Annotated in this window: 12 protein-coding genes; 8 read left to right on the forward strand and 4 right to left on the reverse strand. The window is 62.5% G+C overall.

Annotation, left to right across the window (positions count from 1 at the left end):
* Positions 1-86: 86 nt before the first annotated feature.
* From glmU to EGN72_RS14335, 3 genes are read left to right on the forward strand one after another with little or no spacing between them, the layout of a single operon-like run.
* The gene (gene glmU / locus EGN72_RS14325) at positions 87-1,442 is read left to right on the forward strand and encodes a bifunctional UDP-N-acetylglucosamine diphosphorylase/glucosamine-1-phosphate N-acetyltransferase GlmU (protein WP_127048736.1); all 1,356 of its coding nucleotides are present in this window, start codon (positions 87-89) and stop codon (positions 1,440-1,442) included.
* The gene (gene glmS, locus EGN72_RS14330) at positions 1,443-3,257 is read left to right on the forward strand and encodes a glutamine--fructose-6-phosphate transaminase (isomerizing) (protein ID WP_127048738.1); all 1,815 of its coding nucleotides are present in this window, start codon (positions 1,443-1,445) and stop codon (positions 3,255-3,257) included.
* Positions 3,254-3,934, forward strand: a complete 681-nt coding sequence (locus EGN72_RS14335; protein ID WP_127048740.1) for a DNA alkylation repair protein — start codon at positions 3,254-3,256, stop codon at positions 3,932-3,934. The genes glmS and EGN72_RS14335 overlap by 4 nt, the downstream gene beginning before the upstream one ends.
* A 174-nt stretch (positions 3,935-4,108) precedes the next feature.
* Here EGN72_RS14335 and moaA read toward each other — a convergent pair whose 3' ends face one another.
* Positions 4,109-5,113 carry a GTP 3',8-cyclase MoaA gene (gene moaA / locus EGN72_RS14340; protein ID WP_127048742.1) on the reverse strand — a complete coding sequence of 335 codons (1,005 nt, stop codon included), beginning with the start codon at positions 5,111-5,113 and terminating at the stop codon, positions 4,109-4,111.
* Positions 5,114-5,291: 178 nt separating this feature from the next.
* Between moaA and EGN72_RS14345 the strand changes: the two genes are divergently transcribed.
* Positions 5,292-5,687 carry a hypothetical protein gene (locus EGN72_RS14345; protein ID WP_127048744.1) on the forward strand — a complete coding sequence of 132 codons (396 nt, stop codon included), beginning with the start codon at positions 5,292-5,294 and terminating at the stop codon, positions 5,685-5,687.
* Positions 5,677-7,278, forward strand: a complete 1,602-nt coding sequence (locus EGN72_RS14350; protein WP_127048746.1) for an AMP-binding protein — start codon at positions 5,677-5,679, stop codon at positions 7,276-7,278. Before EGN72_RS14345 ends, EGN72_RS14350 begins: the two co-directional genes overlap by 11 nt.
* A gap of 44 nt (positions 7,279-7,322) precedes the next feature.
* Here the strand turns inward: EGN72_RS14350 and EGN72_RS14355 are convergent, their stop codons facing one another.
* The 3 genes from EGN72_RS14355 to argE all read right to left on the reverse strand — a co-directional run bounded on the left by EGN72_RS14355 (position 7,323) and on the right by argE (position 11,055).
* Entirely contained in the window at positions 7,323-8,486 is a 1,164-nt protein-coding gene (locus EGN72_RS14355; RefSeq protein ID WP_127048748.1) for a M20 aminoacylase family protein, read from the reverse strand.
* 65 nt (positions 8,487-8,551) lie between these two features.
* Positions 8,552-9,889, reverse strand: a complete 1,338-nt coding sequence (locus tag EGN72_RS14360) for an FAD-binding oxidoreductase (RefSeq protein ID WP_127048750.1) — start codon at positions 9,887-9,889, stop codon at positions 8,552-8,554.
* Positions 9,889-11,055, reverse strand: coding sequence for an acetylornithine deacetylase (gene argE / locus EGN72_RS14365; RefSeq protein ID WP_127048752.1), 1,167 nt, complete (start codon positions 11,053-11,055; stop codon positions 9,889-9,891). Before argE ends, EGN72_RS14360 begins: the two co-directional genes overlap by 1 nt.
* A 204-nt stretch (positions 11,056-11,259) precedes the next feature.
* Between argE and EGN72_RS14370 the strand changes: the two genes are divergently transcribed.
* Genes EGN72_RS14370 through EGN72_RS14380 form a run of 3 tightly spaced genes read left to right on the forward strand, consistent with a single transcriptional unit; the run spans position 11,260 to position 15,043 of the window.
* Positions 11,260-12,273 carry an ABC transporter ATP-binding protein gene (locus EGN72_RS14370; RefSeq protein ID WP_127048754.1) on the forward strand — a complete coding sequence of 338 codons (1,014 nt, stop codon included), beginning with the start codon at positions 11,260-11,262 and terminating at the stop codon, positions 12,271-12,273.
* On the forward strand, positions 12,273-13,343 hold the full coding sequence (locus EGN72_RS14375) for an ABC transporter ATP-binding protein (protein ID WP_127048756.1): 1,071 nt from the start codon (positions 12,273-12,275) through the stop codon (positions 13,341-13,343). Before EGN72_RS14370 ends, EGN72_RS14375 begins: the two co-directional genes overlap by 1 nt.
* Positions 13,340-15,043, forward strand: a complete 1,704-nt coding sequence (locus EGN72_RS14380; RefSeq protein ID WP_127048758.1) for a peptide ABC transporter substrate-binding protein — start codon at positions 13,340-13,342, stop codon at positions 15,041-15,043. Before EGN72_RS14375 ends, EGN72_RS14380 begins: the two co-directional genes overlap by 4 nt.
* The last annotated feature ends 12 nt before the right edge of the window (positions 15,044-15,055 follow it).

The following is a 15,055-nucleotide window of genomic DNA, read 5'->3' on the forward strand; positions in this document are numbered from 1 at the left end:
AGGGCTGAAACAGCCCGTTATCCCCCCGACCTTGCGACTCGGGTGCCCTCGTGTAAAAGGGATCGGGCGTTGAAGGAAAGGGTTTCATGTCGGTTTCATTGATCATTCTCGCCGCGGGCAAAGGCACCCGGATGAATTCGGACCTGCCCAAGGTGCTGCATCCGCTTGGCTCTGCCCCTTTGTTGCACCACGCCTTGCATGCAGGCCAATCGCTGGACCCGGAGCAGATTGTCGTCGTCGCAGGCCATGGCGCCGCGCAGGTGGAAAAAGCGGCACGCGCCTTTGACGCAGGGATCGAAGTTGTGCTTCAGGCCGAACAGCTTGGCACCGGCCATGCGGTCGCGCAGGCGGCACCTTTGCTGGCGGATGCGGCGGGCGATGCGATTGTTCTGTATGGCGACACGCCGTTTGTGCGGGCAGAAACCTTGCAAACCATGCTGGACGCCCGTGCCCGCCACGCCGTTGTGGTGCTGGGGTTTGAGGCAGCCGATCCGGGCCGCTATGGCCGCCTGATCACCTCGGGCGACACGCTGGACCGCATTGTTGAATTCAAAGATGCAACGGATGAAGAACGCGCTATAACCCTATGCAATTCCGGCGTAATCTGCGCCGAGGCCTCGACCCTGTTCGCGCTGGTCAGCAAGCTGGGCAATGACAATGCGGCAGGCGAATATTACCTGACCGATATCATCGCACTTGCCCGCGCCGAAGGGCTTTCGGCAGGGGTTGTGATCTGCGATGAGGCAGAGACGCTGGGCATCAACACCCGCGCCGAGCTGAGCCGTGCCGAGGCGGCCTTTCAGGCAAGGATGCGCGCCGAGGCGATGGAAAACGGGGTGACGCTGGCCGACCCCGCCACCACCTATTTCGCAATGGATACGGTGATTGGCCGCGATACGACCATCGGCCCGAATGTGGTCTTTGGCCCCCGCGTGACCATCGAATCCGGGGCCGAGATTCGCGCCTTTTGCCATCTGGAAGGCTGCCATATCAGCCGCGGCGCCACCGTTGGCCCCTTTGCCCGCCTGCGCCCCGGTGCCGAACTGGCCGAGGATGTGCATGTCGGCAATTTCGTCGAGATCAAGAACGCGGTGCTGGACGAAGGCGTCAAGGTGGGCCACTTGACCTATCTGGGCGATGCCCATGTGGGCGAACATACCAATATCGGCGCGGGCACCATCACCTGCAATTATGACGGTGCCAACAAGCACCACACCGAAATCGGCCCGCGTGTCTTTATCGGTTCCAACACCATGCTGGTGGCCCCGGTCACGGTGGGGCGCGATGCGATGACGGGCTCTGGCTCTGTCATCACGGCGGATGTCCCGGCCGAGGCCTTGGCCGTGGCGCGGGCCAAGCAGGAAAACAAACCCGGTCTGGCGGTCCGCCTGATGGAGCGGTTTCAGAAAATCAAAGCGGACCGCCAGAAAGGCAAGCAGTAAATGTGCGGAATCATTGGTGTTTTGGGAAAGCATGAGGTTGCGCCCCTGTTGGTTGAGGCGCTGAAACGGCTGGAATATCGCGGCTATGACAGCGCCGGGATCGCCACCGTGAACAATGGCAAACTGGGCCGCCGCCGCGCCGTGGGCAAGCTGGTGAACCTGTCGGACCTGCTGGTGCATGATGCTTTGGCGGGCAAGGCGGGCATCGGCCATACCCGCTGGGCCACGCATGGGGCGGCCACGGTGGCAAACGCCCACCCGCATCAGGCGGGCAAAGTGGCGGTTGTGCATAATGGCATCATCGAGAATTTCCGCGAATTGCGGGAAGAATTGCTTTCGAAGGGTTACAGCTTTGAATCCGAAACCGATACGGAAACCGTCGCAATCCTGACCCGGTCGCATCTGGACGCAGGCTTGCCCCCGGTGGATGCCGCCCGCGAAACCCTGTCGCGCCTGCATGGGGCCTTTGCGCTGTGCTTTTTGTTCGATGGCGAAGACGATTTGATGATCGCGGCGCGCAAAGGCTCCCCGCTGGCGATCGGGCATGGAACGGGCGAGATGTTCGTCGGATCGGACGCGATTGCGCTGGCCCCGATGACCGATACCGTCACCTATCTGGAAGAAGGCGATTGGGCCGTCATCACCCGCAAGGGCGCCGAGATTTATGACGAGGCGAACCGCCGCGCCAACCGCCCCGCAACCCAGATCGTGCTGGAACAGACCCGCATCGAAAAAGGCGGCTACAAGCATTTCATGGCCAAGGAAATCGCCGAACAGCCCGGCGTGCTGGCCGATGCGATCAAGCATTCCGTGGCCGATGGCGCGCTGAACCTGCCGCCAGAGGTGGATTTTACCGATGTTGACCGCCTGACGCTGGTGGCCTGCGGCACCGCCTATTATGCCTGCGTGGTGGCGAAATACTGGTTTGAACAGGTTGCCGGCATCCCGGTGGAGGTCGATGTCGCCTCGGAATTCCGCTACCGCGAGCCGCCGATGTCGGCCAAGGGCTGGGCGATCTTTGTCAGCCAATCCGGCGAAACCGCCGATACATTGGCCGCCCTGCGCTATTGTCAGGAAAAAGTCGCCAAGACGGTGGCGGTGATCAATGTGCCCACCTCCTCTATCGCGCGGGAATCGGATATCGCCCTGCCGATCCGCGCAGGGGTAGAGGTTGGCGTTGCCTCGACCAAGGCCTTTACCTGCCAGTTGGCGATGCTGGCCTTGATGGCGCTGAAAGCGGCGCAGGATCGCGGGCGGCTGAGCGTGGCGCAACTGGCCCAGCATATTGCCGATCTGTCGGCGCTGCCGGGGCTGGTCAACCAAGCCATGCGCATCGCCCCCGAAGTGGCCGCGATCGCCGAGGAATTGGCCGAGGCGCAGGATATCTTGTTCCTCGGGCGCGGCCCGCTGTTCCCGCTGGCCATGGAAGGCGCGCTGAAACTCAAGGAAATCAGCTATATCCATGCCGAAGGCTATGCCAGCGGCGAGCTGAAACATGGCCCCATCGCCCTGATTGATGCCCGCGTGCCGGTGATCGTCATGGCGCCCCGCGATGCGCTGTTCGACAAAACCGTGTCCAACATGCAAGAGGTGATGGCGCGCAACGGCAAGGTGCTGTTGATTTCGGATGCGGCAGGCGTGGCCGAGGCGGGCATGGGCTGCTGGCGCAGGCTGGTCATGCCGTCGGTGCCCGATTTCCTTGCGCCGATCCTCTATGCCGTGCCGGCGCAGCTTCTGGCCTATCACACCGCCATCGCGAAAGGCACCGATGTCGACCAGCCGCGCAATCTGGCCAAATCGGTGACTGTCGAATGACCCTTGATGACGCACTCTCACAGCTCAAGGCCCTGTCGGACCCCGGCAAGGCCGCCGAGATGGCCGCCTATCACAAGGTCGATCGCCCCTATCTGGGCACCATGGTCCCCGAGATTGACAGCCTGTGCAAAACATGGCGGGCCGATCTGACATTGGAAGATCGCCTTGCCCTTTGTGCCGCCCTTTGGGACAGCAATATCCACGAGGCCCGCATCGCCGCCGCCAAACTGCTGACCCAAGCCCGCATCCGCCCCGATGACAGCGCGGCATGGAATCTGATCTGCGCTTGGGTGCCGCAGTTCGACGCTTGGGCCATTGCCGATACCACCTGTATCGCGGCCCAGAAACGCATCACCGCCGATCCCTCCCGGCTGGACAAGGTCGAGGACTGGACCCACAGCCCGATCATGTGGCAGCGCCGCGCGGCACTGGTGGCCACCCTGCCCTTTGCCCGGCTGAACAATCCCAAAGAGCATGAGCTTGCCGCGCGGAACCGCATCCTCGGCTGGGCCGCAGGCTATCTGAGCGACAAGGATTGGTTCATCCAGAAAGCCGTGGCTTGGTGGCTGCGTGATCTGTCCAAACATGACCCCGCCCGGACCGAGGCGTTTCTGGCCGAATTCGGCGATCTGATGAAAGGCTGGGCCCGCAAGGAAGCCGGGCAATATCTGCCATAAGGGGGTGCCTTTGTCGGGGGCATCGAACCCCCTCCAAAGGCATTGCCATGGACAAAACGACGCGCGGCGCGCTGTTTCATCTATTTCTAAATATCCAAAACACCCGGCCCGCCAATCACGCAGGGGCCCAACAAGCGCCCAAGGTTGCTCAGACATCATCAGCGGGCAAAAGCACTAACCGCCGGTATGGCTCATGTGGCGGGTCATTTGGCCGTCGACCTTCTGGCGGGAATAGTCGAAATCATGGCCCTTGGGCTTGCGCGCAATCGCGTTGCGGATCGCGTCTTCCAGCAAACCATCCTCGGCGCTGGCCCGCAGTGGCGCGCGCAGATCGGCCATATCTTCCTGCCCAAGGCACATATACAACTCACCCGTGCAGGTCAGCCGCACGCGATTGCAGCTTTCGCAGAAATTATGGGTCAGCGGCGTGATGAAGCCCAGCTTTTGCCCGGTTTCCTCGAGCCGGACATAGCGCGCAGGCCCGCCCGTGCGCTCGGCCAGATCGGTGACGGTAAAGCGGACGCGCAGCCGCGCGCGCAGGTCTTTCAGGCTCCAATACTGGTCCAGCCGGTCCTCATTGCCCAGATCGCCCATCGGCATCACTTCGATGAAGGTCAGGTCATGGCCTTCGCGCGCGCACCAATCGGTCAGGGTGAACAGTTCATCCTCGTTAAAGCCTTTCAGGGCCACGACATTGATCTTGACGCGCAAGCCTGCCTCTTTGGCGGCGGCGATCCCGTCCAGCACCTGCGCCAAACGGCCCCAGCGGGTGATCTTGGCGAATTTCTCATCATCCAGCGTGTCCAGCGACACATTGATGCGCCGCACCCCGCAGGCGGCCAGATCGGCGGCATATTTGCGCAACTGGCTGCCATTGGTCGTCAGCGTCAATTCTTTCAGCGCGCCGCTGTCCAGATGCCGGGTCATGCGGTCGAAAAACGTCATGATGCCTTTGCGCACCAGCGGCTCCCCCCCGGTGATCCGCAGCTTTTCAACCCCCATGCGGATGAAGGTGGAACACATGCGATCCAACTCCTCCAGCGTCAGCAATTCGGCCTTGGGCAGAAAGCTCATGTTTTCCGACATGCAATAGACACAGCGGAAATCGCAGCGATCCGTCACAGAGACGCGCAGATAGCTGATGGCGCGGGCGAAAGGGTCGATCAGGGGTGTTGTCATGCCCCGAAAGGTAAGGCCCCGCGCATCCACGCGCAAGGGCATTGAAAGCTTTGCGGGCCGCGACTATCGTCGGGGTATGACACAATTGCGCGCCCTTCTTGCCCCGCCCCTTCTGTTGACCGGATTGTTTCTGTCCGGTTGCAGCACTTTGCCTTTTTTCAAAGGGGACGATGCCGCCATGGCACCGACCACAGCGATTGAGACGCGGCCGCAAACGCGGCCCCTGTCGGACGGGATCAAAGCTCCGCCAGCGGGTGCGCGCACCGCAGCGGCACTGGATACCACCACCGCAGAGCAAAAAGCCGCCGCCCTTGCCGCCCCGGCCAAACCTGCGGGCGAACAGGCCTTGGGCAAAACCGCCGTGGCCTTGGGCAATGTGACAGAGCCGGGGTTCTGGCTGCGGTCGTCTTTGGTGAAAACCGCAGGGCCGGGGCGCGTGGTGACGGCGGCGGGCGGCTCTATCGCGGTGGATCTGATTCCCGGCGAAGGGGCGGCACAGCTTTCACTGGCGGCGTTCCGTGCGCTGAACCTGCCGCTGACCGACCTGCCGGAAGTGACGATCTTTGCGCAATAGGCTGATCCCGCTGTCGGGCGATTGGGCCGCCAAGCGCGCGGCTTTCGCGTGGCAGTGGCCCGATGATTTCAACATCGCCCAAGCCTGCTGCGACGATTGGGCGGAGGCCGAGCCAGAGCGCGTGGCGCTGACCGATGTGACGGAGGCCGCCGCGCAAGACTGGACCTATGGCGCGCTCAAGGATGCCTCGGACCGGTTGGCAAGCGCCTTTGCCGCCGCAGGTGTGGGGCGTGGCGACAGGGTGGCCGTGCTGCTGGCGCAATCTGCCGCCGTGCCGATCGTGCATTTCGCGGCGATGAAACTGGGGGCTGTGGCGCTGCCGCTGTTCACCTTGTTTGGTGAGGATGCGCTGCTGTATCGCTTGGGCGATTCCGGCGCTGCCGTGGTAGTGACGGATGCCGAAAGCCTGCCGAAACTTCTGAACATCCGCGCGCAACTGCCTGATCTGAAATCTGTTTTCTGCACCAGCCCTGCCACTGGCGCGCGCGATCTGTGGCAAGAGATTGCGCAGCACCCACCCCTGCCGCGCCGCGTGGCAACCGATGCCGAAGACCCCGCCGTGATGATCTATACCTCGGGCACCACCGGGCCGCCCAAGGGGGTGTTGCATGCGCATCGGTTCCTGTTCGGGCATCTGCCCAGCATGGAACTGACGCATGAAGGCTTTCCGCAGCCGGGCGACAAAGGCTGGACGCCTGCCGATTGGGCCTGGATCGGCGGGCTGATGGATATGGCGATGCCCTGTCTTTACTACGGCGTGCCGCTGGTCGCGCATCGGATGCGCAAGTTTGAGGCAGCGGCGGCCTATGCGCTGATGGTCCGGCATGGGATTCGCAATGTCTTCATGCCGCCCACCGCGCTGAAGCTGATGCGCGGCTGCCCGGTGCCTGATGGGGTCGCGCTGCGCTCTGTCTCATCGGGGGGGGAAAGCCTTGGGGCGGAATTGCTGGAATGGGGCCAGCGCAGCCTTGGCGCGCCGATCAATGAGCTTTACGGCCAGACCGAATGCAACCTGTGCATCACCCAAGCGGCGGGCTTCATGCAGGTGCGGCCCGGCAGCATGGGCCTGCCCCTGCCCGGCTTTGACGTGGCGGTGATGGATGCCGATGGCCAGCCCTGCGCCCCTGATGAGATGGGCGAGATTTGCATCCGCAAAGGGGCGGCCAGCATGTTTCTGCGCTATTGGAACCAGCCCGAGAAAACCGCCCAGAAATTTCGCGGCGACTGGTTGCGCACCGGCGATCTGGGCTGCGTTGATGCCAATGGCTATTTCCGCTTTGCCGCGCGGGATGATGATGTGATCACCTCAGCCGGATATCGCATCGGGCCGAGTGAGATTGAAAACTGCCTGATGGGCGATGAGGATGTGCTGATGGCGGCGGCCATCGGCGTGCCGGACCCGCTGCGCACCGAGGTCGTGCGCGCCTTTGTGGTGCTGCGGGACGGGGCGGTGCCCGATGCCGCCCGCCTTATCGCGCGGGTGCGCGCCCGGATCAGCCCGCATGTCGCCCCGCGCGATGTGGTCTTTGTGGAAACCCTGCCGATGACCGCGACCGGCAAGGTCATGCGCCGGGAATTGCGCGCGCTATAGGCCGCGCGCGCCAGTTTTTCAGGCTGCGTTTTCAGGCTGAGTTCTCAGGCGGCGGGCATCCGCGCTTCGACCATTCCGGCATACCAGCTTGCGCCAAAGGGGATGGCGTTATCGTCGAAATTATAGGCCGGATGGTGAACCATCGCCGTGTCGCCATTGCCAAGAAAGATATAGGCGCCGGGACGTTCGTTCAGCATATAGCTGAAATCCTCGGCCCCCATCAGCGGCGCGGTATCGGTGTTGACCTTGCCCGAAATGGCCTGCGCCACGTCGGCGGCGAACCCGGTGTTTTCCTCGGCATTCACCGTGGCCGGATAGCCGCGCTGATAATTCACCACCGCCGCCGCCCCAAAGGCCGCCGCCATCTGCACCGGCAGGGCGTTCAGCCGCGCCTCTACCTGATCCTGCACGGCTGCGTCAAAGGTGCGCACGGTGCCTTTCAGAACAACGGTTTGCGGGATGACGTTATGGGCGTTGCTATCGGTGGAAATCGCGCAGGTCGACACCACAACCTGCTTGAGCGGGTCGACATTGCGCGCGGCGATGGATTGCAGGCCGACGATGATATGGCTAGCCACCAGCAGCGTATCAATGCAGTCATGCGGCTTGGCTGCATGGCCGCCCTTGCCCGTCACCGTAATCTCAAACTGATCGGCTGCGGCCATCATCGGGCCGGGGCGGATTTCAAACTGGCCCACTGGAATCCCCGGCATATTGTGCATGCCATACACCTCTTGGATGTTCCAGCGGTCCAGCATGCCATCCTGCACCATTTCATTGCCGCCGCCGCCGCCTTCTTCGGCGGGTTGGAAAATCACCACAGCTTTGCCGTCGAAGTTACGGGTTTCACACAGATATTTCGCAGCCCCCAGCAGCATGGTGGTATGGCCGTCATGGCCGCAGGCGTGCATTTTGCCGGGGGTTTTGGAGGCATAGTCCAGCCCCGTCGCCTCCATGATCGGCAGCGCGTCCATATCGGCGCGCAGGCCCACCACTTTGCCGCTGTCGGTCTTGCCATGGATGACACCGACAACCCCGGTGCGGCCAATGCCCTCCACCACCTCATCACAGCCATAGGCGCGCAGCAGCTCGGCGACTTTGGCGGCGGTGCGATGGACTTCGAACAGCAGCTCGGGGTTTTCGTGGAAATCGCGGCGAATCGCGGTCAGTTCGGGCAGCATTTCTGCAAAACGGTTCTTGACGGGCATCGGAAGGGTTCCTCGTGATCTTGGGATGGCGACAGCGTGATCCAAACCCCGCCAAGGTGCAAGGGTCAGAGACCGGGGGCAATGCGAATTTTTGACCCATCGGTAAAACGGCTGAAGCGAAAGCGGGTCAGATCATGCCCCGGCGCGCGGCCCAGCACCAGATCGGCCACCACACGCCCGATGCCGGGGCCGATGCCAAAGCCGTGGCCGCTCATCCCGGTGGCGATGGTCAGGCCAGCCAAGGGGGCGGCATCAATCACCGGGACGATATCGGGCATGGTGTCGATCATGCCGGCCCAAGCGCTGCGCAGCTTTGGCCGCCCCAGATGCGGATAGGCGGCGGCAAAGGCGTCTTGCACGGCGGCCAGCGTTTTCATGTTGGGCGCGGGGTTCAGCACGCGCATCGCCTCAAACGGAGAGCCTGCGCTGACATCCCAGTGCCGCGGCGTGCGCCAGCCATCGGGATAGCCCGCAGGGGCAGCAGCGCGGAAATGGGTCGAACGGAAATCCTTTTTCAGAACAGGCAGATAGGTGGCGAAGTTGCGAAACGCATCCGGCCCGATAAAGAAGTCATGCACCGACCCCGGCGCGATGGTATAGCCACCATCGACGCGGCGGCGAAAGGCAAAGCGGTTGTCGGCGGCATTGCCGGGGAAAATCTCGGCCATCGGTTCGGTTGCGGCGACCGAGGCCAGAACCGAAAGCTGCGGGATGGCCACGCCTTGCGCCCGCAGGAACAAGGAGGACCACGCGCCCCCTGCCATCACCACGGCATCGCAGGCGACCTCTCCGGTTTCGGTCACAACGCCGGTCAAACGGCCATTGGTCACGTCCAGCCCGCGCACAGCGCAGTTTTCCACGATCACGCAGCCTTTGGCGGCCAGCGCCTGCGCGATCAGCGGCACGGCGACCATGGGTTCGGCCCGCGCATCGGAAGGCGTGATGATGCCCCCTTGCCAAGCATCGGCCCCCAGCAGCGCCGCAACCTCGGCCCGCGTCAGCAGCCGCGTGTCCAGCCCATGCGCGCGGGCATGGGGCATCCAGTCTTCAAACCCCGCCATATCCTTGGGGCCGTTGGCCATATAGACCACGCCGCCTTGATGAAACCCCAAGCCTGCGCCAAGTTCGGCCACCAGTTCGTGCCACAGCGCAAGGCTTTCGACCATGATCGGCAGTTCATCAAGGTCGCGGCCCTGTTGCCGGATCCAGCCCCAGTTGCGCCCGGATTGTTCGCCCGCAATCCGCCCCTTTTCGCACAAGACCACCTTTTGCCCCGCGCGGGTCAGAAACCAAGCCGTCATCACCCCGATGATCCCGCCACCGATGACCACCACATCGCAGGCCTGCGGCAAGGGGCCGATATGGCGCGCGGGTTGGTCGAGGGAGATCGGGAAAGGCTGCATTACTCCGCCAGATCCTTGACAAGCCGCTGCATGAAATCCCAGCAGGCGTTGAATTGCGCCAGTTCCAGATACTCATCGACCTGATGCGCCTGCGCAATGTCACCGGGGCCGCAGATCACGCAGGAATAGCCCTCGGCCTGAAACTGCCCGGCCTCGGTGCCATATGACACCACCTCGGTGGCATTATCGCCCGTCAGGCGCCGCACCAGCGCATCGGCAGCACCGTTTTGCTCGGGGCGCAGGCCGGGGACGTCAAAGAACCGGTCCAGCGTGATGGCGGCACTGGGCTGCACCGCTTTCATCGCGGCCTCTACCCGCGCGCATTCCGCCTCAAAGCGCTTGGCCCATGCCTCCTCATCCTCATCAGGGACGACGCGGAATTCCATCGCGAAATGGCAATCGCCTGCGGTGATGTTATGGGCGGTGCCGCCTGCGAATTTGCCACAATGCAGCGTGGTGAAGGGCGGGTGGAACATGGCGGCGATGGCCGAAGGCTGACGGGCCTGAAGCGCGGTATTCTGGTCATTGATCCAGCCGACCAGCCGCGCGGCCTCCATGATCGCGCTGACGCCGTAGGGCAGCAGCGAGGAATGCACCTCAAACCCTTTCACATGCACCTTATAGCCCGCGCCGCCCTTGTGGCCATTGACCAGCCGCATCATCGACGGCTCCCCCACCACCACTGCGGCGGCCTTTGGCAAGGTTTTGACCATTTGCGCGATCATGGGCGGGGCCCCGGTGCAGCCGACCTCCTCGTCATAGCTGATGGCGATTTGCAGCGGGCGTTTGATGCCCGATTGCAGCGCCAGCGGCACGGCGGCCAGCGCCAGCGCCACAAACCCCTTCATGTCGCAAGTGCCGCGCCCGTAAAGCCGCCCGTCCTTTTCGACCACGCGAAAGGGGTCGGTGGCCCAATCCTGCCCCTCGACCGGGACAACATCGGAATGGCCCGACAGAATCACCCCGCCCGGCACCTCTGGCCCGACATTGGCAAACAGCGCGGCCTTGGTGCCTTCCGGGTTATAGACCCGATGCGCGGCCACCCCATGCGAGGCAAGATAGCGTTCCACCCAGTCGATCAGGTCAAGATTGCTGTTGCTGCTTACGCTGCGGAACCCGACCAAATGGTCAAGAATTTCACGGGCTGTCAGGGTCTGCGGCTGCATTATCACTCTCCGGTTTCATGGCGGAAAGGTGACTGCGGGGGGCGGCAAGGTCAAGCCCGCGCCGAAAGCCGGACCCACGAAATTCCGGTGCTAAAACAATGCCTGTTGCGGGGGGCGGAAAAAACGATAACATCAGGTCCAATCGAGGCGGCCCCACCGGGGCTGACCTTTACAAAAGAAAAGACAACGACATGGGAGTGTCATATGCCCGATGGGGCCAAGCCCGTCCTTGATGTCCGGGGCTTGCAGACCGTTTTCCGCACGCGTGGCGGGGACGTTCATGCAGTCAATTCCGTCAGCTTTCACCTCAAACCCGGCGAGTTGCTGGGTGTGGTTGGGGAAAGCGGTTCGGGAAAATCGGTGACGATGATGTCGTTGATCGGCCTGTTGCCGATGCCCCCCGCCGAGGTGCGCGCGGGTGAGGTGTTGCTGGGCGATGTCGATATTCTGAAAATCACGCCTGAACAGTTGCGCGATGTGCGCGGACGGCGGATCGGCTTTGTGTTTCAGGACCCGATGACCAGCCTGAACCCGGTGTTCACCGTGGGCAATCAGGTGATGGAACCGCTGCTGCGCCATATGAATATGGATAAAAAGCAAGCCTTTGCGCGGGCGGTGGAATTGATGGAACTGGTGGGCATTCCCGATGCGACCCGCCGGATGAAGGATTATCCGCACCAGTTTTCCGGCGGCATGCGGCAGCGGGTGATGATTGCCATCGCGCTGGCCTGTGACCCCGAAGTGCTGATCGCGGATGAACCCACGACCGCGCTGGATGTGACCATTCAGGCGCAGATCATCGAACTGGTCAAAGACCTGCGCACCAAGCTGGGCATGGCGATTGTCTGGATCACGCATGATCTGGGCGTGATCGCCGGCATCGCGGACCGGGTGATGGTGATGTATGGCGGGCAAGTGGTGGAACAGGCCCCGGTGAAAGAGCTTTTCGCCAATCCGCAGCACCCCTATACCCGCGCCTTGCTGAAAACCATTCCGTCGGTCTCTGGCCAACGTGAGGCCCGGCTGAAGGTGATCGAGGGGCAACCCCCGATCCTTGGCGCGGCCCCCACCGCCTGCCCGTTCAAGCCGCGCTGTGGCCATGCGTTTGATCGCTGCGGCAACGAAAACCCGCAGCGCCGCGCTTTGGGCGCCGACCCCGTGGGCTATGGCCATGATGTCGCCTGCCATTGGGATGCCCGCACAGGAGGGCCGGTTTGATGCTGGACGCAAAACCCGCAAAACCTTTGGTCACGGTCAAAGACCTCAAGATGTATTTCCCCATCCACACCGGGCTGTTCCGCCGCCATACCGGCGATGTGAAAGCGGTGGATGGGCTGAGCTTCACGATTTTCGAAGGCGAAACCCTTGGTCTGGTGGGCGAATCCGGTTGCGGCAAATCCACCGTGGGCCGCGCGCTGCTGCGCCTGTATGAGTTGACATCGGGGTCCGTGACCATTGACGGCGATGATATCGCAACCCTGTCGTCCGAGGAGTTGCGGCTCAAACGTCCCGCGATGCAGATGGTGTTTCAGGACCCGCAAGCCAGCCTGAACCCGCGCATGACGGTGGCCGCCATTATTGGCGAGCCATTGGATGAGCATACTGATTGGAACGCCGAGAAAAAGCTGGCGCGGGTCTATGAGTTGATGGATGCCGTGGGGTTGAACCGCGCCTTTGCCAACCGCTATCCGCATGCGTTTTCGGGCGGGCAGCGTCAGCGCATCGGGATTGCGCGCGCCTTGGCGCTGAACCCCAAATTCATCGTTTGTGATGAACCGATTGCCGCGCTGGATGTCTCCATTCAGGCGCAGGTGGTGAACCTGCTGGAAGATTTGCAGGAAAAGATGGGGCTGACCTATCTGTTCATCAGCCATGATCTTTCAATGGTGCGCCATATCGCGGACCGGGTGGCCGTAATGTATCTGGGCCGCATTGCCGAGCTTTCGCCGCGAGAGCCGCTGTATGCCGACCCGTTGCACCCCTATGCCAAGGCGCTGCTGTCGGCGGTGCCGGACCCGGACCCCGAAACCGAAGGCAAGCGCCAGCGTATCATTCTGCAAGGCGATGTGCCCTCGCCTTCGAACCCGCCCAAGGGCTGCAATTTCTGCACGCGCTGCCCCGAGGTGATCCCGATTTGCCGCGAGGTGAAGCCCGAATTGGCCGAGGTGCGCCCCGGCCGCTTTGTGGCCTGCCACCTTGTGACCCCCGACAACCAAAAAGCGGCCCCCGGATCAACCGGCGGGCCCGAGGCAACAGAGCACAACCAACAAGGAGAACCAAAGAAATGAAGATGAAATCCGCCCTTATGGGCGCTGCCTGCGCCTTTGCACTGGCCCCGTTTGCGGCCCAGGCCGAGCGTGGCGCCGATGGCCATGTCAACGTGATTTACTGGCAGGCGCCCTCCATCCTCAACCCGTTCCTGTCGGGCGGCACCAAGGATGTGGAAAGCTCGTCGCTGATCCTCGAACCGCTTGCCCGCTATGACGAAAAAGGCAATCTGGTGCCCTATCTGGCGCAAGAAATCCCGACGCTGGCCAATGGTGGCGTGTCCGAGGATCTGACCACCATCACCTGGAAGCTGCAAGAGGGCCTGCTGTGGTCCGACGGCTCGCCCGTCACCTCGGCGGATGCGGTGTTCACCTGGCAGTATTGCACCCATCCCGAAGGCGGCTGCGCGCAGTTGTCGAAATATGAAGGCGTTTCCACGGTTGAGGCGGTGGATGATCTGACCATCAAGGTCACCTTCGGCGCGCCGCAGCCCAACCCCTATGGCCCGCTGGTTGGCGCACAATCGCCGATCCTGCAAAAGGCACAGTTTGAAAACTGCCTTGGCACCAAAGCTTCGGAATGCACCGAGCAGAACTTCAACCCGATCGGCACTGGCCCGTTCAAAGTGGTGGAGTTCAAGACCAATGACGTGATCTCGTTGGAAGCCAACCCGAACTACCGCGATCCGGCGAAACCGGCCTTCGCGACCATGACCTTCAAAGGCGGCGGCGATGCCGAAGCAGCAGGCCGTGCGGTTCTGGAAACCGGCGAATTTGACTATGCCTGGAACCTGCAACTTGCCCCGTCCGTCATCGCGGGTATGGAAGCGGCTGGCAAAGGCAAGACCGTTGTGGGCTTCGGCACGCTGGTTGAGCGGATCGAGATGAACATGACCAACCCGTCGCCGGATCTGGCCGAGGGTGAGCGTTCGACGGCGGCGCATCCGCACCCGATCCTGTCGGATATGCGTGTGCGCAAGGCGCTGTCCATGGCGATTGACCGCGAAATTCTGGTCGAAGTCGGCTATGGCGCTGCTGGTCGTCCGACCTGCACGATCGTCCCGGCACCAGAGGTCTATGCGTCCAAAGACACCTCTTGCTTTACGCAGGATATCGAAGGCGCGAAGGCCCTGCTGGAAGAAGCTGGCTGGACCGTGGGCGCCGATGGCATCCGCGAAAAGGATGGCATGAAGCTGAAGCTGCTGTATCAGACCTCGACCAACGCTGTGCGTCAGGACTTTCAGGCGTTGATCAAGCAGTGGTGGTCGGAAATCGGTGTGGAAACCGAGTTGAAGAACATCGCGGGTTCCGTGTTCTTCGGGTCTGACCCCGGTTCGCCGGATACTTTCCCGAAGTTCTATGCAGACGTGGAAATGTATGCCAACAACTTTGATGGCACCGATCCGCAAAGCTACCTTGCAGGCTATACCTGCGACAAGGCCCCCAGCCCGGCAAACCAGTGGCAGGGTGAAAACATCAACCGTTTCTGCGACCCGGCCTATGACGCGCTGGTTGCTGAACTGGGCCGCACCGGCGATATCGCCAAGCGCGGCGAGCTGGCTGTGAAAATGGCGGAAATGCTGTCCACCGAAACGCATACGATTGTGCCGCTGGTGGATCGTGGCCGGGTTTCGGCGCATTCCAACACTTTGGGCGGCGTGGTCCTGAACACTTGGGATTCCGAACTGTGGAATGCCGCTGACTGGTTCCGCGTGAAGTAATCGCCTTTGGGT

The organism is Pseudorhodobacter sp. E13, from assembly GCF_003991405.1.
Lineage (GTDB): Bacteria > Pseudomonadota > Alphaproteobacteria > Rhodobacterales > Rhodobacteraceae > Pseudorhodobacter.